Source organism: Aquabacterium humicola (assembly GCF_030167915.1).
Classification (GTDB): Bacteria; Pseudomonadota; Gammaproteobacteria; order Burkholderiales; family Burkholderiaceae_C; genus Pseudaquabacterium; species Pseudaquabacterium humicola.
This window is the reverse complement of the sequence record NZ_JARGNB010000003.1, coordinates 375,349-397,068: the sequence shown is the minus strand read 5'-3', so window position 1 is coordinate 397,068 and position 21,720 is coordinate 375,349. Positions and strand designations below refer to the sequence as shown.

The 21,720-nt window shown below is 73.7% G+C and carries 22 protein-coding genes; 10 read left to right on the top strand and 12 right to left on the bottom strand.

Translation table 11 applies throughout. The features are described from left to right. Positions 1 to 61: 61 nt before the first annotated feature. Entirely contained in the window at positions 62 to 718 is a 657-nt protein-coding gene (locus tag P1K89_RS17920; protein WP_284617849.1) for a DUF6064 family protein, read from the top strand. On the opposite strand, the gene P1K89_RS17915 is transcribed toward P1K89_RS17920, so the two are convergent. Further along, the gene (locus P1K89_RS17915; RefSeq protein WP_284617848.1) at positions 699 to 1,085 is read right to left on the bottom strand and encodes a four-helix bundle copper-binding protein; all 387 of its coding nucleotides are present in this window, start codon (positions 1,083 to 1,085) and stop codon (positions 699 to 701) included. The genes P1K89_RS17920 and P1K89_RS17915 overlap by 20 nt on opposite strands. Positions 1,086 to 1,269: 184 nt before the next feature. Beyond that, positions 1,270 to 3,942 carry a bifunctional acetate--CoA ligase family protein/GNAT family N-acetyltransferase gene (locus P1K89_RS17910; protein ID WP_284617847.1) on the bottom strand — a complete coding sequence of 891 codons (2,673 nt, stop codon included), beginning with the start codon at positions 3,940 to 3,942 and terminating at the stop codon, positions 1,270 to 1,272. Between the two features lie 210 nt (positions 3,943 to 4,152). Here P1K89_RS17910 and P1K89_RS17905 point away from each other — a divergent pair, with 210 nt between their 5' ends. The 6 genes from P1K89_RS17905 to P1K89_RS17880 all read left to right on the top strand — a co-directional run bounded on the left by P1K89_RS17905 (position 4,153) and on the right by P1K89_RS17880 (position 9,474). Next, positions 4,153 to 4,950: a Crp/Fnr family transcriptional regulator gene (locus tag P1K89_RS17905; protein ID WP_284617846.1), complete on the top strand. Its 798-nt coding sequence runs from the start codon at positions 4,153 to 4,155 to the stop codon at positions 4,948 to 4,950. 33 nt (positions 4,951 to 4,983) lie between these two features. Further along, complete coding sequence (locus P1K89_RS17900; RefSeq protein ID WP_284617845.1) at positions 4,984 to 5,379, top strand: hypothetical protein; 396 nt, start codon at positions 4,984 to 4,986, stop codon at positions 5,377 to 5,379. Positions 5,380 to 5,477: 98 nt separating this feature from the next. Then, complete coding sequence (locus P1K89_RS17895) at positions 5,478 to 6,176, top strand: hypothetical protein (RefSeq protein ID WP_284617844.1); 699 nt, start codon at positions 5,478 to 5,480, stop codon at positions 6,174 to 6,176. Between the two features lie 16 nt (positions 6,177 to 6,192). Then, on the top strand, positions 6,193 to 6,645 hold the full coding sequence (locus tag P1K89_RS17890) for a hypothetical protein (protein WP_284617843.1): 453 nt from the start codon (positions 6,193 to 6,195) through the stop codon (positions 6,643 to 6,645). Positions 6,646 to 6,701: 56 nt separating this feature from the next. Continuing rightward, positions 6,702 to 6,923: a DUF4266 domain-containing protein gene (locus P1K89_RS17885; protein ID WP_284617842.1), complete on the top strand. Its 222-nt coding sequence runs from the start codon at positions 6,702 to 6,704 to the stop codon at positions 6,921 to 6,923. After that, entirely contained in the window at positions 6,910 to 9,474 is a 2,565-nt protein-coding gene (locus P1K89_RS17880; RefSeq protein WP_284617841.1) for a DUF3570 domain-containing protein, read from the top strand. Before P1K89_RS17885 ends, P1K89_RS17880 begins: the two co-directional genes overlap by 14 nt. Before the next feature lie 186 nt (positions 9,475 to 9,660). Here the strand turns inward: P1K89_RS17880 and P1K89_RS17875 are convergent, their stop codons facing one another. Genes P1K89_RS17875 through P1K89_RS17840 form a run of 8 tightly spaced genes read right to left on the bottom strand, consistent with a single transcriptional unit; the run spans position 9,661 to position 16,602 of the window. After that, a complete protein-coding gene (locus tag P1K89_RS17875; protein WP_284617840.1) occupies positions 9,661 to 10,095 on the bottom strand; it encodes a nuclear transport factor 2 family protein in 435 nt (144 codons plus the stop codon). A 19-nt stretch (positions 10,096 to 10,114) separates the two neighbouring features. Continuing rightward, positions 10,115 to 10,888, bottom strand: a complete 774-nt coding sequence (locus tag P1K89_RS17870; protein ID WP_284617839.1) for an SDR family NAD(P)-dependent oxidoreductase — start codon at positions 10,886 to 10,888, stop codon at positions 10,115 to 10,117. 7 nt (positions 10,889 to 10,895) lie between these two features. Continuing rightward, on the bottom strand, positions 10,896 to 11,459 hold the full coding sequence (locus P1K89_RS17865) for a DUF3833 domain-containing protein (protein WP_284617838.1): 564 nt from the start codon (positions 11,457 to 11,459) through the stop codon (positions 10,896 to 10,898). Positions 11,460 to 11,470: 11 nt separating this feature from the next. Next, the gene (locus tag P1K89_RS17860) at positions 11,471 to 12,757 is read right to left on the bottom strand and encodes an MFS transporter (RefSeq protein ID WP_284617837.1); all 1,287 of its coding nucleotides are present in this window, start codon (positions 12,755 to 12,757) and stop codon (positions 11,471 to 11,473) included. Further along, positions 12,754 to 13,308 carry a chalcone isomerase family protein gene (locus P1K89_RS17855; protein WP_284617836.1) on the bottom strand — a complete coding sequence of 185 codons (555 nt, stop codon included), beginning with the start codon at positions 13,306 to 13,308 and terminating at the stop codon, positions 12,754 to 12,756. The genes P1K89_RS17860 and P1K89_RS17855 overlap by 4 nt, the downstream gene beginning before the upstream one ends. Further along, positions 13,305 to 14,540: an SAM-dependent methyltransferase gene (locus P1K89_RS17850; protein WP_284617835.1), complete on the bottom strand. Its 1,236-nt coding sequence runs from the start codon at positions 14,538 to 14,540 to the stop codon at positions 13,305 to 13,307. Before P1K89_RS17850 ends, P1K89_RS17855 begins: the two co-directional genes overlap by 4 nt. Beyond that, positions 14,537 to 15,328: a DUF1365 domain-containing protein gene (locus tag P1K89_RS17845; RefSeq protein WP_284617834.1), complete on the bottom strand. Its 792-nt coding sequence runs from the start codon at positions 15,326 to 15,328 to the stop codon at positions 14,537 to 14,539. The genes P1K89_RS17850 and P1K89_RS17845 overlap by 4 nt, the downstream gene beginning before the upstream one ends. Continuing rightward, complete coding sequence (locus P1K89_RS17840) at positions 15,325 to 16,602, bottom strand: NAD(P)/FAD-dependent oxidoreductase (RefSeq protein ID WP_284617833.1); 1,278 nt, start codon at positions 16,600 to 16,602, stop codon at positions 15,325 to 15,327. Before P1K89_RS17840 ends, P1K89_RS17845 begins: the two co-directional genes overlap by 4 nt. 133 nt (positions 16,603 to 16,735) lie before the next feature. Here P1K89_RS17840 and P1K89_RS17835 point away from each other — a divergent pair, with 133 nt between their 5' ends. Together P1K89_RS17835 and P1K89_RS17830 are read left to right on the top strand one after the other, a co-directional pair. Continuing rightward, complete coding sequence (locus P1K89_RS17835; protein ID WP_284617832.1) at positions 16,736 to 17,371, top strand: TetR/AcrR family transcriptional regulator; 636 nt, start codon at positions 16,736 to 16,738, stop codon at positions 17,369 to 17,371. Between the two features lie 23 nt (positions 17,372 to 17,394). Further along, the gene (locus tag P1K89_RS17830; RefSeq protein WP_284617831.1) at positions 17,395 to 18,318 is read left to right on the top strand and encodes an FAD:protein FMN transferase; all 924 of its coding nucleotides are present in this window, start codon (positions 17,395 to 17,397) and stop codon (positions 18,316 to 18,318) included. Between the two features lie 25 nt (positions 18,319 to 18,343). On the opposite strand, the gene P1K89_RS17825 is transcribed toward P1K89_RS17830, so the two are convergent. Further along, the gene (locus P1K89_RS17825; RefSeq protein WP_284617830.1) at positions 18,344 to 19,345 is read right to left on the bottom strand and encodes a LysR family transcriptional regulator; all 1,002 of its coding nucleotides are present in this window, start codon (positions 19,343 to 19,345) and stop codon (positions 18,344 to 18,346) included. A gap of 73 nt (positions 19,346 to 19,418) precedes the next feature. Here P1K89_RS17825 and P1K89_RS17820 point away from each other — a divergent pair, with 73 nt between their 5' ends. Then, positions 19,419 to 20,168, top strand: coding sequence for an SDR family oxidoreductase (locus P1K89_RS17820; RefSeq protein WP_284617829.1), 750 nt, complete (start codon positions 19,419 to 19,421; stop codon positions 20,166 to 20,168). Between the two features lie 55 nt (positions 20,169 to 20,223). Here the strand turns inward: P1K89_RS17820 and P1K89_RS17815 are convergent, their stop codons facing one another. Then, positions 20,224 to 21,636: a coniferyl aldehyde dehydrogenase gene (locus P1K89_RS17815; protein ID WP_284617828.1), complete on the bottom strand. Its 1,413-nt coding sequence runs from the start codon at positions 21,634 to 21,636 to the stop codon at positions 20,224 to 20,226. Positions 21,637 to 21,720 lie beyond the last annotated feature (84 nt).

Genomic DNA, 21,720 nt, shown 5'->3' with positions numbered 1-21,720 from the left:
ATCAAGCGCTCGACCCGCGGCGGCGCTAGCCTGCGCGGGCACGCTCGACGAGGAGCCCGCCATGCTGCCCTTCACCCGGGCGCAGTTCTTCGACGTCTTCGCCAGCTACAACACCGCCGTGTGGCCGGTGCAGGCCCTGGCCTACCTGCTGGGCCTGGTGGCGCTCGCCGCGCTGGCCCGCGGCGGCAGGCACGCGAACCGCGCCGTGGGCGGGGTCCTGGCCCTCCTGTGGGGCTGGACGGGCCTGGTCTACCACGGGCTGTACTTCTCGTCGATCAACCGCGCGGCCCTGCTGTTCGCGGCCCTGTTCATGCTGCAGGCCGTGCTCTTCGTGCAGGCTGCGGTCGTGCATGACCGCCTCCGGTTCGCCAGGCCGTCGACGCCCACCGCCTGGGTCGGCGTTGCGCTGGTCGTCTACGCGCTCGTGCTGTATCCGCTGATCGGGTTGTGGACCGGGCATGCCTATCCCGCGCTGCCGATGTTCGGCATCACCCCGTGCCCGCTGACGCTCTTCACCTTCGGCCTGCTGCTGCTCACCATCGGCGCGGTGCCGTGGTGGGTGCTGGTCGTGCCGGTCGCGTGGTCTTTGATCGGCGGCAGTGCGGCCTTCCTGCTCGCCGTTCCGCAGGACGGGGTGCTGCTGGCCAGCGGCGTGCTTGCGCTGGCCCTGCTGCGGACGCGTGACCGACGCGGTAGCGTCAGTGCGCAGCGCGGCTGAGGTCGCCGCCGACCCGCGCAGGCACGTCGGCGGGAGCCATCTGCGGCATGCGCCGGCATTCGTCGGCGCAGGCCTTGCAGGCCGTGGCGCAGCGCTGGCAGTGCTCGTGCGCGTGCTTCATGCACTCGGTGCCGCAGGCATCGCACAGCTCGGCGCACCAGCCGCAGATCTGCGGCGCGAGCTCGCTGCCGCGCTGCATCGCGGCAGCGGCCAGCTGGCACATCGCCGCGCAGTCCAGGTCCAGGCGGATGCAGCGGGCCATCGCCTGCACGTCGGGTTCGGCCAGGCAGGCGGCCGCGCAGTGGTTGCAGGCGGACGCGCAGGAATCGCAGGCTTCTATGCAGGTGTCGTGGAGTTCGTGGGCCATGGTGTCGCTCCTTTCGTCGAGGACGATGGCCTCCGGGCAAGGCCGGTGCCTGCTCGGCGCCCGGGCATCGGATTGGCTCGGCGCAGTGCGCCGGATGGCGCTCCGCGGGTGCGCCGGATGGGCGCTCCACGGGTGCGCCGGATGGGCGCGGCGCGGGTGCGCCGAGGGCCACGCCCGCGACCGATCAGCCCTGCAGCGCGCCGACGAAACGCAGCGAAGCGTCGCGGGGCTGGGCGGGGTCCGGCGTCTCGGCCGACAGGCCGCAAGCCAGCGCCAGCGAGCACATGTTGCGGTTCTCGCGCAGCACGTGCCCGACCAGCCGCTGCGTGCCACGCGCGCACAGCGTGCGCCGCAGCTTGTCCAGCAGCAGCCGGCCGAGCCCCCGGCGCTGCAGGTCCGATCGCACGATCAGCGCGAACTCGGCCTCGACGTTGTCCGGGTCGCACACCGCGTGCGCGATGCCCAGCAGCGGCTCGGCGGCGCCGCCGTCGAGGTCTTCGGCGACGAAGGCGATCTCGCGCGCGTAGTCGATCTGCACCAGCCGTGCGAGCTCGCTGCGCGGCAGCTCGCGGCGGCTGCTGAAGAAGCGCAGCCGCAGGTCCTCCGGCGCCAGCGTGGCCAGGAACTCGCGGTGGCGCGCCTCGTCCTCGGGCCGCACCGGGCGCAGGCGCACGCGCCGTCCCTGCCAGACCACCTGCTCGGCCAGCTCGCCCGGGTAGGGCAGGATCGCGAAGTGCGCGCGGCCGGCCGGCGCCCTGGCATCGATGCGGATGCGCGCATCGAGCGCGACCACGCCGTGCTCGTCGGCGATCAGCGGGTTGATGTCGAGCTCGGCCACGGTGTCGAGCTCGGCGACGAGCTGCGACAGCGCCACCATCACGTCGGCCACCGCGTCGCGCGCGGCGGCCGGGCGGTCGCGCCAGCCGGCCAGCAGCCGCGCGATGCGGGTGCGCTCCATCAGTGCGCGCGCCAGGGGCCGGTTCAGCGGCGGCAGCGCGAGCGCGCTGTCGGCCAGCACCTCCACCGCGGTGCCGCCGGCGCCGAACAGCAGCACCGGGCCGAACACCGGGTCGACCGAGGCGCCGCAGATCAGCTCGTGCGCGCGCGGCCGGCGCAGCATCGGCTGCAGCGTGAAGCCGTCGATGCGCGCCTGCGGCTGCGCCTTCTGCACCGCGGCCTGCATGCGCGCGGCGGCGCGGCGCAGCGCGTCCGCATCGCCGATGTCCAGCGCCACGCCGCCGACGTCGGACTTGTGGCTGATGTCGCGCGAGCGGATCTTCAGCACCACCGGATAACCGATGGCGCCGGCCGCGTCGACCAAAGCGTCGACGTCCGGGCCCAGCGCGCGCGTGGGCAGCACCGGGATGCCGAAGGCCGCCAGCACCGCCTTGGCCTCGTGCTCGGCCAGCAGCGTGCGGCCGTCGGCGACCGCGGCGGCGATCACCGCGCGGGCGGCGGCGACGTCCGGCGCCGGCCCTTCCGGCAGCGCAGGCGGCGCTTCCGTCAGCAGGGCCTGGTTGCGTCGCCAGGTGCGCAGCAGGCCGAAGGCGCGCACGGCGTCCTCGGGCGTCGCGTAGTCGGCGATGCCGGCGGCTTCGAACTGCCGGCGCGCGTCGGCCACCGCGCCGTCGCCGAGCCAGCAGGCCATCACCCGCTGCGGCGCCGCGCGCACGATGGGCACGCAGGCGCGGGCGATCGCGTCGCTGGGCACGATGGCCGTGGGCGCGTGCACGAAGAGCAGCGCGCCGGCGGCGGGTTCGTCGGTCAGCGCCTGCAGCGCCGCGGTGTAGCGCTCGACCGGGGCGTCGCCGATCAGGTCGACCGGGTTGCGGCGCGACCAGTTGGCCGGCAGCACGGCGTCCAGCCGCGCCCGCACCGCGTCGCCCAGCGGCGCCAGCGGGATGCCGGCACTGCCGGCGGCGTCGGCCGCCATCACGCCGGCGCCGCCGCCATTGGTGACGATGGTCAGCGCCTCGTCGCGGTTGTCGCGGAAGCGGGCCAGCGTCTCGGCGGCGGTGAACAGCTCGGCCAGCGTGTCCACGCGCAGCAGGCCGGCGCGGCGGATCGCCGCGTCGATCACCGCGTCGGCACCGGCCAGCGCACCGGTGTGCGAGGCCGCGGCGGCCGCGCCGTCGCTGGAGCGGCCGGCCTTGACGACGATGACCGGCTTGTTGCGTGCCGCCGAGCGCGCGGCCGACATGAACTTGCGCGCATCGGCGATCGATTCCACGTACAGCAGGATGGCGCGGGTGCGCCCGTCGCTGGCCAGGTAGTCGAGCAGGTCGCCGACGTCGACGTCGGCCTGCTCGCCCAGCGACACCATGCAGGACAGGCCGATGCCGCGCGAGCGCGTCCAGTCAAGCACCGCGGTGACCAGCGCGCCGGACTGCGACACGAAGGCCAGTTCGCCCGGCAGCGCGCCGGCATGGGCGAAGCTGGCGTTCAGGCCGGCATGCGGCGCCAGCAGCCCGAGCCCGTTCGGGCCCAGCACCCGCAGCAGCGCCGGCCGCGCCGCGTCGAGCATCGCCTGCTTCTGGGTCGCGTCGAGCCCGGCGGTCATCACGATCGCCGCGCGGGTGCCGCGCCGCGCCAGCTCGGCGATCACGCCCGGCACGGTGGCCGGCGGCGTGCAGACCACCGCCAGCGCCGGGGCCTGCGGCAGCGCCTCGACCGACGGAAACACCGGCACGCCGTCCAATTCCCGCCGCGACGGGTTGACCGGCCACAGCGGGCCGCGCAGGCCGCCTTCGCGCAGGTTGCGCCAGACGGTGGCGCCGACGCTGCCGGGGCGGTCGGTGGCACCGATCAGGGCCACCGAGGCGGGCGCGAACAGGGGTTCGAGGTTGCGAATGCTCATGGAACGCAAGGCTAGGGGGCGACCCGATGGGCGCGCTTGACGTGGCGCAAGCAGCCGCCTGCCGCGTGCTGTTACGTTGACGATACCGTGTGTTCACACAGCGTTTCCGAGCGACATCGGGCATTGATCGGCCGTTGCCCGCCGCTTCCTACAGTGACTCCATCGACGAACGACCCCGTTCCACCCCGACAGAGTCCCCAGGAGCCCGACATGCTGAACACCGCCACCGCCGTCACCACCCGCCACCAGGCCGTGATCAGCCAGGCCGCCCTGCAGGCGATGGGCCGTGACGAGCGGGCCCCGGCCCCGCGCCGCGAGCGCTTCGACGCCGTGCCGATCGCCGCGATGCTGGAGACCCTGAACGAAGCCCTGCAGCCGCAGCGCCGCATCGTGCGCGCCGGCGACCGCATCTGCCAGGCCGGCACCGACTTCGGCGCGCTGTACGTGCTGAATTCCGGCGTCGCCAAGGTCGTCAATCTGGCCGCCGACGGCCGCGAGCAGGTGGTGGGCCTGAAGTTCCGCGGCGACTGGCTGGGTTTCGACGGCATCGCCACCGGCTGCTACGGCTGCGACGCGATCGCGCTGGACACCGGCGAAGTCTGGGTCATCCGCTACGACGCGCTGCTGGCCGCCTGCGCCACGCGCCCGGCGCTGCTGGCGCTGCTTCACGGTGCGATGAGCCGCGAGATCGCCGGTGACCGCGACTCGATGATGTCGGTCTGCACGCTGCCGGCCGACGCGCGTGTCGCCGAATTCCTGCGCCACTGGGCCGAAGCGCTGGAGCAGCGCGGCATGCGCACCGACCAGATCACGCTGCGCATGACGCGTGCCGAGATCGGCAACTTCCTGGGCATGACGCTCGAATCCGTCAGCCGCGCGCTGTCGCGCCTGGCCCGCGAAGGCCTGATCGCCTTCGCCGAGAAGGGTCGCCGCGACGTGCAGATTCCCGATGTCGGCGGGCTGGCCGGCTTCGTGCAGCGTTACCTGGCGCCGGCCATGGTGCAGTGATCGGGCCTCGCGCCCGGTAAGATCCCGCCCGCCATGCACCGACCGTCCGCCCGCACATCGCCCGCCGCTGCCGCGTGGCTGATGCTGCTGGTCGGGGTGCTGGTCCTGAAGGCGGCGGTGCCGATGCTGGCCAGCCTGGCCGCCAGCCGGCAGGACGTGTCGATGGCCAGCGTGTGTTCGGTGTACGGCGTGCGCACGGTGGCGCTCGGCGACCATGATTCCGCACCGGCCGCCGCCCACGGCGCATCGGACGCCTGCGCGCTCGGCGCGCTGGTGGCCGGCCCGGCGCCGGTGGATGCGTCGGCCGTCGCGCTGCATGCGCCGGGCGCGGCGCGCACCGAACGTATCGCCCCGCCCGCGCCGGCCCCGATCGACGCGCACCAGCGCTGGCTCGTCGCGCGCCTGCACGCGCCACCCCTGTCCGCCTGATCGTCCCGACGACGCCGCAGCCTGCGCCCCGCGCACGGCCGGCCTTGCACCGAGCGGCCCGTTCGCGGGCACTCACGCTCAGACATCAGGAATTTCCGATGAACCCCGTTCTCCGCCTCGCGGCCGCGCTGGCCTGCGCGAGCCTTGCGACGCCGCTGCTGGCGCACACCACCATCCAGGTCCAGGCCGCCGAAGGCCAGACCACCTACAACCACATCGTCATCGGCCACGGCTGCACCGCGGCCGACGGCACCAGGCTGCCGGTGATCGCGCAGAGCGTGCTGTTCCCGACGGTGCGGCCGGTCTACAGCACCACCGGCACCGTCTCGGGCAACCCGGCGGTGGTCTCGCTCACCAGCTTCGCCAACATCGCGCAGCTCATCCAGAGCAAGGACATCTTCAGCCGGCAGCGGGAGAAGCTCAACGCCGCCGGCCAGGTCATCGGCTTCGAAGGCAGCGAAGGTTCGCTGGACCCGAGCCTGCACGGCCTGGTGCCGTTCCGCACCGCCGGCATCACCTTCCCGGCCGACTCCTGCGCCAGCAAGCTGGTGGTGCGGGTGGCGATCGCCGACATCTGCCAGCGCAACGGCCTGCGCAACCTGTGGATCCCCGCGCTGACCGCGAAGTACGCCGATCCGAACGTCGACGGCATCGGCTCGCCGGCCTCGCTGACCTTCAACCGCGACCTGGCGAAGAACCCGCTGCCGGCCAGCTGCGGCGCGGGCTACACCTTCACGGTGTCGCCATCGGCCGAGGACGTCGACGCCAACCTGAAGCTCGACGGCTACCTGAACTGAACGCGAGGCCCCGACGATGAACTCCCCGATGCCCCGCGCACTGCGCCGCGCCGCGCTGGCCGTGTCGACCGCGGCCCTCACGACCGCCGCCGGCGCCCACAGCTTCGTCTTCACGCTCGGCGACGCCGCCGCCGCCACCCACTACTTCGGCGTCATCTGCTCCGGCGAAGGCGGCAACGACACCGACCACCTGTTCCTCGAACTGCGCACCACCACCTCGAACGCGCCGGCAGTCAGCGCGCAGGTGATCAAGGGCCCTGTTGCCACCAACACCACCGATCCCGTCGGCGGCGACGTGGCCTTCAGCCCGGCCACGCGCACGCGCGGCGGCAACGGGCTGTACCAGGTGCTGATCAACAAGGCCGGGCCCGGCGTCGTGACCTTCGCGGTGAACGCGCACTGCCTGGACGTCACCGGCACGCAGCACACCGGCACCGATGGCGTCGTCTACCAGTACCAGGACCGATGAGCCCGCGCGGCCGCCCGAAGGGCGAACTCCGCAGGGCGCAGCCCGAAGGGGTCCCGGTGAGTCCGCAACGTCCGACGCTGCTCGCCGCGGCCCTGCTGTGCGCAGCGCTGGGCGGCTGCGCCACCGTCGAGCCCTGGGACCGCGGCGTGCTGATGAAGCCGCAGATGGCCTCGGACCCGCAGCCGATGCGCAGCGCCTGGCGCGCCCATGTCGAGAACAGCCGCCAGGCGGCCCCGGCCGCGCGGGCGGCCGAAGGCGCGGCGTGTGGCTGCTATTGAGCGCACCGGCGGCGCGCTGGAGGTCCTGACCGCCGCGGCGCTGCTGCTGCCCGGGCTGGCCGGCAGCGCGCACGCGCAGTCGGCCGAGACGCCGAGCGTGGCCGTGCAGTTCAGCCGTTACCGGGATGCGCCGCGGCCGGTCGCCGACGCGCCGAACACGGCCCGCCCGCTCGGCGCCGTCAGCCTGGTCTTCAAGGCCAGCCGGCGCCTGCCCGACGGCGACGGCCTGAGCATCACGCTGAGCCAGGACACCTGGTCCGGCGCGACGCCGATCGCCGCCGCGCCGCGCTCGGCCGCGGGCAACCGCCCGATCCTCGGCACGGGCGCCGGCGGCGCGTTGCTGGTGGTCGGCGCCTCGCCGATGTTGACCGGCTCGGTGCTGCTCGACCGCGCCCGCCGGCCGGTGACGGTCGACCCCGCCAGCGGCCGCCTCGTCCGCGACGACCAGGTGGTGCACACGCTGGCCAGCGCGTCGCCCGAGACCCGCCAGCAGCTGGATGCGCGTTGGTCGCACCGCCTGGAGGAGGGCGCCTCGGGCCTCGGCGGCGGCAGCTGGAGCTGGGGCGGCGGCCTGTCGGACGAACGCGACTTCCGCTCGCGCTTCGTCAACGCCGAGCGCCGCGTCGACCTCAACGATGCGCTGACGACGCTCACGCTCGGCGCCAGCCGCACCCGCAGCGAGATCGCCGCGACGCTGGACCACGACGCCGCGCCCTACCTCACGAAGACGCTGCAGGCGGGCCGCCTCGCGAACCGCGGCGGCCATGCCGTGCTGCAGGGCCGGCGCGACGAGGCGTCGTTGAGCGCCGGCCTGTTCCAGGTGCTCGGCCGCGGCGCGGTAATGGAAGGACGCGCGACGCACACGCGGCAGCGCGGGTCCCTGTCCGACCCCTACCGCGCGACCAGCGTGATCTTCGCGCCCGGCCTCGCCGCCGCCGGCAGCGATCCGGTGCCCGGCAACCTGCAGGCGCTGCTCGAGCAGCGGCCCGATACGCGCCGGCAGACCAGTCTCGACGGCAAGCTGATCCTGCACGTGCCGCGCCTCGACGCGGCACTGCACCTGGGCGCCGGCCACTACCGCGACGACTGGGGCCTGCGCGCACGCCGGCTCGAAGCCGAATGGTTCCAGCCGCTGCCGCAGCTCGCCCGCGGCGCGCTGGCGAGCGCGCGGCTCAAGCGCTACACGCAGGGCGCGGCGGCCTTCTACACGCCCTACCTGGTGTCCGCGCAGGCGTATCGCCAGGTCAGCATCGGCCCCGACGGCCAGCCGGTCGTGCGCAGCTTCGACCCGGCACAGCTGCCGGCGCACTTCTCGAGCGACCCGCGCTTGGCCGCCTTCCGCGCGACGACGATCGGCCTCGGGCTGTCGATGCCGATCGGCCGCGACCTGACCTTGGAGCTCGGTGCCGAGCGCACCCGCCAGGCCGGCGTGCTCGACGGCGGCGCGGCCCACCGCTACACCACCGCGCATGCCGGCCTCGGCATCAGCTTCGACGACGCGGCGGCGAGCGCCCGCGCGCAGGCGTCGCCGGCGGCCGCCCACGCCGCACGCGCCGGGCACGAGGGCCACGCCGGGGGTGGCGGCCACGGCGCCGTCGTGCCGGCCGGCCTGACGGTGCATGCACCCGGCCCCGCCGGCAGCATCATGCTGGGCTATCGCATCGGCCTGCAGCGCGACGGCGGCGCGCCGCGGCGCGGCACCGCGCCGACCGACGACGCCACGCTGACCGCGACAGCCTGCGCACCCGCCGTCTGCGCGACGCGCCCGGTCGCGATGCGCATGACGATGCACATGCTTCACATCGGCTATTCGGTCGACGATGCGTTCGGCCTGATGGTGATGCCGCAGTACATGACGATGCGCATGGACTCGCGGCTGCTGCCGTCGTCGACCCCGGCGGATCCGGCCGTGCACTTCGGACGTCATGAATCCGGCGCGGTCGGCGACACGGCGCTGCTGGCGACGGTGGCGCTGAACGCGACGCCGGCGTCACGCTGGCTGCTGACGTTGGGCGTCAGCGCGCCGACCGGCAAGACCGACCTGCGCCATCGCCGCAGCCACCAGGCCGACGGCGGCGCGATGGACATCGCGATGCAGACCGGCAGCGGCACCTGGGACCTGCTGCCCGGCGTGGCCTGGCTGGGACAGTCGGGGCGCTTCAGCGGCGGCCTGCAGCTCGGCGGCACCAGGCGCCTCGGCACCAACGCCGATGGCTACGCGCTCGGCGACCGCTGGCAGGCGGCCGGCTGGGCCGGCTGGCGCATCGCCGCGCCGCTGACCGTCACCGCGCGGCTGTCGCGCACCGTCGACGGTGCGATCCGCGGCGACCGCCGCGACGCGCACCCGACGTGGTCACCGGCGGACCATATTCGGAACCACGGCGGCCGCCTCGACGAGCTGGGCCTCGGCCTGGCGATCGACCGCCTGCCCGGTGCCTACGCGGGCACGTCGCTGTCGCTTGAATGGACGCACGCGCTTCGCCACGCGGTGCGCGGCGTGCAGCTGCCGCGGCGTGGCGGGCTGGCGCTGAACTTCAGCCACCACTTCTGACGGGCGTTGTGCCCCGGTGCGGGCTCAGAAGCTGTGAATGAATCCGGCGCGCCCGAGCAGGCCGCGCAAGCGGGGCCAATCTAGGCGCAAAGCGCAGCCATGGCTCGAGCCATGGCGAGCATTTGCAACGACGAGTGTCCCCGTTTGGGCGGGCTGAGCGGGTGTGTCGGATTCGTTCACAGCTTCTCAGGCCAGGCGGCGCTTCAGCAGCCGCAGCAGCCCGCCGAGCACCGGCACGCGTTCGTACACCTGCGACGCGGCGTCCCAGTAGTCGCGGTGCGCGCGGATGCGGCCGTCCGCGGCGAGATGCATCAGGCTGCTGCCGTGGATGCGCCAGGGCTCGCCGTTCGCGCGGCGGAAGTGGAAATCCCAGACCAGCAGGCAGCGCGTGTCCGCCGCCAGCACCTCGGTGACCTCGAAGCGCGGCTCGGCCAGCGTGTCGAACATGCGCTGGTAGACGTGGCGCACCGCGTCGAGCCCGCGCACGTCGTTGAACGGGTCGCTGAAATGCGCGTCCGCGGTGTAGACGTCGCCGATCGAGGCCAGCGACGCCGGCGTCAACGTCTCGAAGTAGCGCACGATGCGCTGCACGTGCGGCGCGGCGGTGGCGGGTGCGGGCATCGTCGGGGGGCCTGTGAGATCAGCTGCCGGTGGCCCAGCGCACCGCGCGGAAGTAGCCGGCATGGCCGAAGTGGTTCAGCAGTTTGAGCCACAGCGTGAAGCGCGCGGGGAAGTGGATCTCGAAATGGCCACGGCGCCAGCCGTCGACGATGTGGCGCGCCGCCTCCTCCGGCGTCAGCAGCGCCGGCATGCGGAAGCCGTTGCGCGCCGTCAGCGGCGTGTCGACGAAGCCCGGGTTGATCACCGAGACGCCGATGCCCCGCGGCCGCAGGTCCAGGTACAGCGTATCGGCCAGGTGCTGCAGCGCCGCCTTGGTCGGCCCGTAGGCCAGCGCCTGCGGAAGCCCGCGGTAGCCGGCCACGCTGGCCACCAGGCTCAGGTGGCCCGAGCCCGCCGCGCGCAAGGCCGGCAGCACCGCGTTCAGCAGATGCAGCGCGCCGGCGTAGTTCACCTGCAGGTGCTGCAGCGCGTCGGCCAGGTCGAAGTCGTCCACGCCCATCGCGCGGTAGTGCGCGGCGCAGTAGACGACGAGGTCGAGCCGCCCGTGCCGCTGCAGCAGCTCGTCGGCGACCCGCGCGACCGCGGCGGCATCGGTCACATCCAGCGGCGCCGCGATGCTGCCCGGATGCCGGGCCGCGAAAGCCTGCAGCGCCGCGGCATTGCGGGCCGACAGCACCACCGTCGCGCCGGCCGCGTGCAGCCGTTCGGCCGTGGCGCGGCCGATGCCCGACGAGGCACCGACCAGCCAGGCCACGCGGCCGGTCCATTGCTCGATCGGCGGGTTCATCGCCATGCGCGTCTCATGGCCGGCTGAAGGACAGCAGGACCTCGCCCACCGGCAGGCCGAACTTGCGCATCGTCGCCTTGTTCAGCAACGTGCGCTCGTCGATCAGGAACATCCAGTCGTCGAACTGGATGTCCCAGTCGCGGCCGTCGACCGGGATGCGCAGCGTGTAGGTCCAGCGGAAGGCCGGCCCGGCCTGCTCGCCGCGGGCGATGCCGACCACGTCGTCGGCGGTGCCGCTGTAGCGGCCGTCCGCCTCGCGGCGCAGCGTCCAGATGCGGCGCTGGCGCTCGCCGTCGGCGAACTCGAAGTGTTCGTCGAGCCGGCCCTCGTCGCCCTGCCACCGGCCGTCGATGCGCACGACGAAGCGGCGCGTCACTTGGCCCCGCCAGTCGAGCAGCATGCCGTGCGCGGTGACCGGGCCGTCGAAGTAGCGGCGCAGGTCGAGCACCGGGCGCTGCTGCGCATGGTCGGCCAGTTGCGGACCGGCGCAACCGGCCAGCAACCCCGGTGCCAGCACGGCCGACAGCGCGGCGCCGAGCGCGCGGCGCCGGCCGGGCCAGCCCGGCGGGGGGGACATCGTCGATGACTTCACGTGCGTTCCTCCAATCGATCGCGCCAGCGCCACAGCAGCGCGAAGGCGCCGAGCTTGAGCAGGCAGGGCAGGCCGGCATAGACACCCCCCAGCGCATCGAGCGCACGCTCGTCGCGCGTGCCCGGCGCGTAGCCCAGTGCGCCCAGCAGGGGCAATGCAGTGGCGGCGGCCAGCGCCAGGTTCAATTTCGTTGCCAGCGTCCACCAGCCGGCATAGGCACCGGCAGCCCGCGGCTCGGCCCGCTGCACGCAGCCGGCGAGCAGCGCGCCGGGCACCACCAGGTCGGCGCCCAGCGCCAGGCCGGTCGCCACGCAGACGGCGACGAAGGCGACACCCGCGCCGGCCCCCAGCGCCGGCGTGGCGCAGAAGGCGGCAACCGCCAGCAGCATGCCGATGCCCCAGGCGGCGATCAGCCCGCGACGGCGCACGAGCCCCAGCCAGAACGGGATCGATGCGAATGCACAGCCGAAGTACGCGGCCAGGAACAGCGGTTCCCAGGCCGGCAGTTGCAGCCGGTCGCGGATGAAGAACAGCACCAGCGCCGCCGGCAGCGCCGCCGCGATGCCGTTGGCGACGAACACCACGAGCAGCGAGCGAAACGCGCGGTCCCGCCACGGCGCGCGCCACGACGGCGCGCTGGCGCCGGCGCTGCGCGGGGCGGCACGCGGGAACGGCGAGCGCGCCAGCGCGGCGAGGCCGAGCGCGAGCGTCGCGGTCAGCACGCACCAGCTCGCCGCCAGCCCGGCCAGCGCCGGCAGCAAGGTGGCCGCCAGCACGCCGACGAGGCCGAGCCCCTCGCGCCAGGCGACGATGCGCGCCCGCTGCGGCGCATCGCCCCCGAGCCGCGTGCCCCAGGCCTGGTGCGCTATCGCCAGGCCGCTGAAGGCGAGCGATGTCGGCAGCAGCGCGAGCGCGAGCCAGGCCACCGCGGCCTCGCCCCGCAGCGGCGGGAAGAACAGCGCCGCGGCGCCCGCGGCCAGCAGGACCGCCGCAGCGGCCAGTGCCGGCAGCACGCGGCGGCCGCCGTCGCGATCGAACAGCGTGTCGGCGGCGCGGCCGATGAAGGGGTCGGCCGCGGCGTCGACCAGGCGCGTGGCACCGAGCGCCAGGCCGACCAGCGCCACCGGCGCAGCGAGCTCGCCGGCGTAGAGGGCGGGCAGCTGCACGTACAGCGGCAGCGCGACGAAGGCCACCGGCAGGCCGAGCAGCCCGTAGCGCAGGCCGTCGCTGCTGCCGAAGGCCGCCGGCGCGCCAGGCGACGAGCGGTGGACGGTCATCGTCATGGCCTGCCCGCGGCGCGGCCGAGCAGCGCGTCGCGCAGCGCCGTGTCCCGCGTCGCTTCGGCGAGCCAGATGCCGAAGAAGGGCCGCGCGAAGGCCGTGTCGTCGATGGCGGCGGTGTGCTGGTCGTTGAAGTAGAAGCGCACCGGGCGGCCGGGCAGGTGCAGTGCGCCGAGGCGGTCGCCCGGCCGCACGTCGCGCAGCGCCTGCAGCAGGGCGGTGCGCCAGGCCAGCGCGCGCGCCTCGTCGACCCCCTGCAGGCGCCGCATCTCGAGGATCGAGCGCTCGGCGATCGTTTCGGCCGCGATCGCGCGCCGGTACTGCAGCTCGAGCACGAAGGGCTGCTCGGCATAGCGGCCGGCATCGAAGGCCGGCAGCGCCCACAGCCGCGCGTCGTAGAGCGCGAAGCCGAAGATCCGCAGCGTGGCCTCGCCGCGCAGCTGCGCCTGCGGCAGCGCGTCGCGCACCGCCGGCGGCGGGGGCGATGCCAGCGCCGCACTCGCGGCCAGCAGCAGCCCCACCGGCCACGCGACTGCGAGCGCGGCGCGCTTCATGCGCGGCGCAGCGTGAACTGCACGACGTCGGTGTCGCCGACAGCGAAGGCCGCCTCGCAGGTCGCGAGGTAGTAGTGCCAGGTGCGCTCGAAGCGCTGGTCGAGCCCCAGCGCCGGCAGCACCGCGCTGCGCGCCAGGAAGCGCTCGCGCCAGCGCCGCAGCGTCTCGGCATAGTCGGCGCCGAAGTGCAGCGTGCGCTCGACCTCGAAGCCGGCCCGCTCGGCCTCGGCTCGGAAGACGCTCGCGCTCGGCAGCCGGCCGCCGGGGAAAATGGTCTGCTGGATGAAGTCGGTCGAGCGCACGTAGCGGTCGTAGAGCGCCTCGTGCATCGTGATCGTCTGGATGCAGGCCCGCCCGCCGGGCTTCAGGCTGCGGCGCAGCACATCGAAGTAACTGCGCCAGTAAGCGGCCCCGACCGCCTCGAACATCTCGATCGAGATCACCGCGTCGAAGGGCCGGCCTTCCGCCAGCGCTGGCAGGTCGCGGTAGTCGGCGTACTGCAGCCGGCAGCGCTGCGCCAGACCGGCGTCGGCGATGCGCTCGCGGCCCCAGGCCAGCTGCTGGCGCGACAGCGTGATGCCGGTGACCTCGGCGCCCGTCTCGCGCGCCGCCAGCTCGGCCAGCGCGCCCCAGCCGCAGCCGATCTCGAGCAGCCGGCCGCCCGGGGCGATGCCGCATTCGGCGAGCGCGCGCCGCATCTTCAGCCGCTGCGCGTCGGCCAGCGAGCGCGTCAGGTCGCCGTCGAACCAGGCGCTCGAGTAGCTCATGGTCTCGTCGAGCCACTCGCGGTAGAACGCATTGCCGATGTCGTAGTGGGCGTGGATGTTGCGTTCGCTGCCGCGCCGGGTGTTGCGCTGCGCCAGCGCGCGCAAGCCGTGCAGCAGCTTCGCCGGTCCGCGGCCGTGGATCGCGGCGTCGAGCACACCGCGGTTGGCCAGCAGCAATCGCAGCAGGGTGGCGGGTTCGGACGACTGCCACTCGCCGGCGATGAAGGCGTCGGCGAAGCCGATGTCGCCGGCGGCGAGCACGCGGCCGAAGACCCGCCAGTCATGCACCACCAGCCGCGCGACCGGGCCGTCGCCGCTGCCGAAGCATTCGCGGCGGCCGTCGGGCAGCGTCAGGTCGAGCAGGCCGCCGCGCAGCCGCGCGAGCATCGGCAGCAGCAGGCGCGCGGCCAGGGGCGGGCGGGCCGCGGCACGCCGCAACGAAGGGAGGAGCCAGGAAGGGTTCATCGCGTGACGGCCGGTCCGCGAACCGGCGTGTGGTGGAAGAAGGGCACGCGCTTCAGCGCCAAGCGCAGCGCCTGCCAGTGGATGCGGGCCAGCACCTGCAGGCCGGCCCACGGCGTGCGCCAGGCGGCACGCCGTACGGCTGCTGCATCCAGCGGCGCGAGCCGCCCGCCGAGCCGCGTCTGCAGCAGCGGGCCGGACGCGTCGTCATGGTCGACCTGCAGCTGCACCGCCGTCGGCCCGCCCTCGGCCGACCGGTGGCGGCGGGCGTGGAAGCGGTAGCGCCCTTCGAGCGCGCAGAAGGGCGAGACGTGCATCACCTTGGCGGCTTGCGCCTGGCCGCCGGCCTCGAGCGCGTCGCCCGGCAGCAGGTAGCCGTGGCGTTCGCCGAAGGTGTTGTTGACCTCGGCGAGCATCGCCGCCAGCGAGCCGTCGGCGCGTTCGGCCCACCAGAAGCTCACCGGCTTGAAGACGCGGCCGAAGATGCGCGGGTAGGTCAGCAGCCAGGCCTCGCCGGTGGCGTCGTCGATCCCGTGCTCGGCGAGCAGGCGATCGAACCAGGCCAGCGCGTCGGGGCCGCCATCGCCATGGTCGGCATCGTGGAAGGACAGCGCCGCGCGCCGGTTGCGGGCCAGCGCGGCGCAGGGCAACGCGCGCAGGCGGCGCATCGGCAGCATCAGGAAGGTGGTGGGGTAGGCGAAGGCGTGCGTCACCGGGCGCAGCCGGCGGTGCCAGACGCGGCCGGTGCCGATCAGCGCGACCGCCTTGCCCGGCGCGGCCGTCTCCGTCATGCGGCCTCCCTGGTCGGCTGCGCCAGCTGGCGCAGCAGCGCATCGGCCACCGCCAGGCCGGACGCCAGGCCGTCCTCGTGGAAGCCGTAGCCGGTCCACGCGCCGCAGAACCAGCTGCGCCGCTGCCCTTGCAGCCGCGGCAGCGCGCGCTGCGCGTCGATCGCTGCCTGGTCGAAGATCGGGTGCGCGACGGCATAACGTCCGATGACGCCGGCCGGTTCGCGCAGCGGATTCAGCGTGACGATCACCGGGCGCTGCCAGGGCAGCGGCTGCAGCCGGTTGATCAGGTAGTGCAGGCAGATGCCGCCGTCTTCGCCGGCGGGTCGCGCATCGTGGTTCCATGCCGCCCACGCGCTGCGCCGGCGCGGCAGCACCGAGACATCGGTGTGCAGCACCGCGAGGTTGGTCTGCGTGCGGATCGCGCCGAGCAGCCGGCGCTCGTCGGCGCTGGCATCGTCGCCCAGCAGCTGCAGCGCCTGGCCGGCGTGGCAGGCGAACACCAGCTCGTCGAAGCGTTCGGCGCCGGCGGCCGTGCTCACGCGCACGCCGGCCGTGCCGCGCTGCACCGCGAGCACCGGCATCTGCGCGCGTGCATCCGGCAGCGCCGCGACGATGCGCTCGACATAGCGGCGCGAGCCGCCTTGCACGGTGCGCCACGGCGGCCGGTCGGCCAGCTGCAGCAGCCCGTGGTTGTGGCAGAAGCGGATCAGCGTGGCGACCGGGAAGCGCAGCATCTGGCCGGGCGGGCAGGACCAGATGCAGCCGACCATCGGCAGCAGGTACCAGTCGACGAAGGGGCGGCCGTAGCGCCGCTCGCGCAGGAAGTCCTCGACCGGCTGGGCCAGTGCGTCGACGTCACCTTGCGCGGCCAGCGCCGTGGCCTCGCGGTTGAAGCGCAGCAGGTCCGCCAGCATGCGCCAGAAGGGCGGCCGCAGCAGGTTGCGCTTCTGCGCGAACACGGTCGCCGCCGACGAGCCGCTCCATTCGAGGCCGAGCGAGCGCACCTGCACGGAGAACGACATGTCCGACGGCGCGGTCTCGACGCCGAGCTCGGCGAACAGCCGTGTCAGCAGCGGATAGGTGCGCTCGTTGTAGACCAGGAAGCCGGTGTCGACGCCGTGCGTGACGTTGTCGAGCGTGACATCGACGGTGTGCGCATGCCCGCCGAATCGCGCGGAGGCCTCGAACAGCGTCACGCGGGCGCCGCCGGCATGCAGGGTTCGGGCGGCGGCGAGGCCGGCGATGCCGGAGCCGATGACGGCGATGCGCTTCATCGTGGGTGCGTCGGGCCGGTGGGACCGAGGTGCGTGAACTGATCAGTTCAGTGTATGACTATTCGGTTCATACTGCAACCGACTTGGTTCAATTTGCGTACATGACGGTATGAACACGCCTACAATCCCCCCGATGGAACGACCCTCATACAAGGAGCAGGTGCAGCGCATGCGCGAGGACGTCGTGCTCGCCGCGGTGAACCGCCTGCTGGTCAGCAAGGGCTACGACCTGATGACCGTCGACGAGGTCGCCGCCGAGGCCGGCATCGCGAAGGCCAGCCTGTACAAGCACTTCAGCTCGAAGGAACAGCTGGCCGGCGCGGCGATGGTGCGCCTGCTGCAGCGCGCGCTGGAGTACGTCGACGGCCTGCGCGCGCGCGGGCCCGATGTCCCGGCGGTGGAGCAGCTGCGCGAGGTCGTGCGCTGGGCGCTGCGCGTGCAGCTGGCCGGCGAGATGCCGACGCTGCCGTCGCAGAACTCCAAGCTGACCGCGGCGCTGATGGGCAACGGCGACTACATGGACCGGCTGATGGAGCTGAGCGACAAGCTCGGCGAGTGGATCGGCCGCGCGCAGCGCGACGGTGCGATCGACGACACGCTGCCGCCCGAGCTGGTGCTGTTCACGCTGTTCGCGCGCGCCTGCGACCCGGTGCTGGGCCTGCTGAAGTCGCAGGGCCAGCACGACGACGATCAGATCGTCGACTGGATGACGCGCACGACCTTCAGCGGCCTGGGCGGCCCCGCGCGCACGGGGCGGCGCGCACCCTGAACACCGGCCCCCGCGGCGCACCGATGACGCTGCACCGCGTCGAGTTCCGCGCGATGGGCACGGCCTGCGAGATCCAGGTGGCCGCCGCCGATGCGGGTGCTGGCGAGGCCGTGCAGCGCGCCGTCGACGACGTGCACCGCCTCGAGGCGCGCTACTCGCGCTACCGCGACGACAACGTGCTTTCCGCGATCAACCGCGTGGCGGCTGCCGGCGGCGCGGTGGAGGTCGATCACGAGACCGCGGCGCTGCTGAACTATGCCGACGCCTGCCATGCGCAGAGCGGCGGCCTGTTCGACATCAGCTCGGGCATCCTGCGCCGCGCCTGGGGGCGCTTCGCCGACGGCCGCCTGCCCGACCCGCACGAGGTGCGGCGCTGGCTGCCCCTCGTCGGCTGGCAGCGCGTGCGCTGGCAGGCGCCGCGGCTCGAGTTTCCGCAGCCCGGCATGGAGCTCGACTTCGGCGGCATCGTCAAGGAATACGCGGTCGACCGCGCCGCGGTGATGCTGCTGGAAGCGGGCCTGCGGCATGGCTTCGTCAACCTCGGCGGCGACATCCGCGCGATCGGCCCGCAGCCCGACGGCAGCCCCTGGCGCATCGGCCTGCGCCATCCGCGCGAGCCGGAAGGCCTGCTGGCGACGGTCGCGTTGTCGCAGGGCGCGATGGCCAGCAGCGGCGACTACGAGCGCTGCATCGTGATCGACGGCGTGCGCTACGGCCACATCCTCGATCCGCGCAGCGGCTGGCCGGTGCGCACGATGGCCGCCGCCACCGTCGTCGCGCCGCTGTGCGTGGTGGCCGGCAGCGCGTCGACGATCGGCATGCTGAAGGACGCGGACGGACCCGCGTGGTTGGCCGCGTCGGGGCTGCCGCACCTGTGGGTCACGGTGGATGGCCGCTGCGGGGGCACGCTGGCGGACACGCCGGACGCACCCGACGGCGCCGACTGAAGGCGCCGCGCGAATCTGGGTCTCGCTAGCCCGGTGCGGCCGCAGCACGCCGCCGCCGCGGCTTCACCGGGCAGGGCGCGAAGTCGCGCGCGCAGGCGCCACTGTCGGCCAGCCGCGCCATCTCCGGCGGGATCGTTTCGGCCAGCCACGACATCAGCGTGCGCACGCGCGCATTGCCGCGCACGTCCGGGTGGTGCAGCAGCCACAGGCCCATCGCCGGGCCCTCGATCGGCGGCGTGATGCGCACGAGGCGCGGCTCCTGCGCGGCGGCGAACATCGGCAGCACCACCGCGCCGGCACCGGCCGCGGCGGCTTTCAGCATCGCCGGCAGCGAATCGGCGCGCAGGCGCGGCTGCACCTCGGGCAGCGCCGCCGCGAACCAGCGCGCGATCTCGGTGTAGGCCAGGCGTTCGTCGAAGCCGACCCACGGCAGCTCGGCGAGCTCGGGCACGCCACGGCGCGCCGGCACCAGCGCGCGGGTCGCATAGACCGCGTAGCGCATCTCGGCGACCCGGCGGCCGACCATGCTCTCCGGCGGCGTGTGCGTCGCCCGCAGCGCGAGGTCGGCCTCGCGCCGCGTCAGGTCGACGGTGCGGTTCGACACGTCGGCCTCGATCTGGATGCCGGGGTGCTCGGCGAGGAAGCGGGTCAGCAGCGGCGGCAGCAGCCAGCCGGCGAGCATCTCGCTGGTGGCGATGCGGATCACGCCTTCGACGCGCGCATCGGCGCCGCTGATCGCGCGTTCGGCGGCCAGCGCCGCGGCTTCCATCTCGGCGGCCGCGCGCGCCATCGCTTCGCCCTGCGCGTTCGGCGCCCAGCCGGTGCGCGCGCGCTCGAACAGGCGCGCACCGAGCCGCGCCTCGGCCTCCTCGATCCGGCGGAACACCGTCGAGTGCCGCAGCTCGAGCTCGCGCGCGGCGCCCGCCAGGCTGCCCGAACGCGCCACCGCGAGCACCGTGCGCAGATCGTTCCAGTCCAGCACGCTGCCGGCCGGCCCTGTGCGTGCATGCAAGTTCTTCTTGCCCACTTCGTGAATTTCCTTGTGCAGATGCGCATCGTAAGGTAGCGGCCGTTCCACTTCTTCACGAGAGGCCATGCCCATGAACCGATTCGACAACAAGACGCTGCTGGTCACCGGTGGCACCAGCGGCATCGGCCTGGCCACGGCCCGGCGGCTGGCCGGCGAGGGCGCGCGCGTGATCGTCACCGCCTCCCGCGCATCGTCGCTGGATGCGGCACGCGCGGTGCTCGGCGACCGTGCGCACTACCTGCTGAATGACGCGGGCGCTCCGGGTGCGGAAGACGCGCTGGCCGAGGCGATCCGGCGCGTGACGCCGCGGCTGGACGGCGTGTTCTTCAACGCCGGCTTCGGCCGCTTCGCGCCGCTCGCCGACGTGTCGGCCGACGACTTCGACGCGCAGTTCGCGGTCAACGTTCGCGGCCCGCTGCTGCAGGCCAAGGCGCTGGCGCCGCTGCTGGCGGACGGCGCGGCGCTGGTGATGAACACCTCGATCGCCCACGAGAAGGGCATGGCGACCCTGGGCGTCTACGCCGCCACCAAGGGCGCGCTGCGCACGCTGACGCGCGTGCTGGCCAACGAGCTGGCGCCGCGGCGCATCCGCGTCAACGCGGTGAGCCCGGGGCCGATCGAGACCGGCTTCTTCGACCGCATGGGCATGCCGGCGGCGGACCAGGCCGCGCTCGGCGCGGCCATCGTGCCCTCGGTGCCGCTGGGGCGCTTCGGCCAGCCGTCGGAGGTGGCCGCGGTCGCCGCCTTCCTGCTGTCGGACGACGCGTCCTTCGTCACGGGTGCGGAGTACGCGGTGGACGGCGGGATCGCGCAGGTCTGACGCACCCGCTGGCGCCCGCGGCCATGGCGGCCAGCGGGTACGCGTCCTTCGTGCGCTAGCCGGCGATGCGCCTCAACAGGCCCAGCAGGCGATCGAACGTCTGGCCGTACGGCGGCAGGAACAGCTTCGTGCCGGCGAAGCGCGACTGCACGAACACCGGCTTTTCCTTGCTGAAGGTGCGGAAGCCCCATTCGCCGTGGTAGCTGCCCATCCCGCTGGGTCCGACGCCGCCGAAGGGCTGCTCTTCCTGGCCGAGGTGCCAGATGCAGTCGTTGATCGTCACGCCGCCGGCATGCGTCTCGTCGAGCACGCGGCGCTGCACCGCGGCATCCCGGCCGAACCAGTACAGCGCGAGCGGCCGGTCGTGCTTCGTCACGTAGGCCAGCGCCTCGGACACGTCGCCGTACGGCACGATCGGCAGCAGCGGGCCGAAGATCTCCTCGCGCATCACCGCCATGCGGTCGTTGACGTCGAGCAGCAGGTGCGGCACGAGGCGGTTGTCGGCCGGTTGTTCGTCGTGCGTGGTGACGATGCGCGCGCCCTGCGCGCGGGCGTCGTCGATCAGCTGCTGCAGCCGCGCGCGGTGGCGCGGCGCGACGATGCTGGTGTAGTCGGGGTTGCCGGCGATGCGCGGGTACATGCGGCGCATCGCGTCGGTCACGCCCTGCACCAGCGGCTCGACCAGCTCGCGCGGCACCAGGGCGTAGTCGGGCGCGACGCAGGTCTGGCCGGCGTTGAAGAGCTTTCCGAAGGCCAGGCGCTCGGCGGTGAGCTTGAGGTCCGCGCTGCGGTCGATGATGGCCGGTGACTTGCCACCCAGCTCCAACGTCACCGGCGTCAGGTTCTTCGCCGCGGCCTGCGCGACGAGGCGGCCGACCGCCGTCGAGCCGGTGAAGAACAGGTGGTCGAAGGGCAGCTCGGTGAAGGCGCGGCCGACCTGCGCGTCGCCGACGATCACCTGCATCTCCTCGGGCGCGAAGTGTTCGGCGATCAGCTTCGCCATCAGCGCCGAGGTCCTCGGCGTCAGCTCCGAGGGCTTGATCATCACGCGGTTGCCGGCGGCGAGCGCTGCCACAGCAGGGCACAGCGCCAGGTTCACCGGGTAGTTCCACGGCGCCACGATGCCGACCACGCCCAGCGGCTGGCGGATCAGCCGGTTGTGGGCCGGCAGGAAGTGCAGCTGCGTCGGCACGCGGCGGGCCTTGGCCCAGCCGCGCAGGTGGCGCAGCGCATGCCGCGCCGCCGAGACGACCGTGAAGATGTCGGCCAGCTGGCTTTCCTGGTGCGCGCGGTGGCCGAAGTCGGCGGCGATGGCGGTGGCCAGCGCGTCGGCGTTGTCGCTGACCAGCCGATGCAGGCGCTGCAGCCGGTCGCGCCGCACCGCCACGGTCGGCATCGGCTCGGCGGCGAAGGCCGCGCGCTGGTGCTCGAGCGCGAGCCTAAGGGTTTCTTCGAGGGTCTGGTGCATGCGGCCTCCGGTGCGCGGCGGACCGCGCGACATGGCTGGCGAGTGTGGCCGATCCCGGTACGCCTGCGTACCAGGGGGACCCCA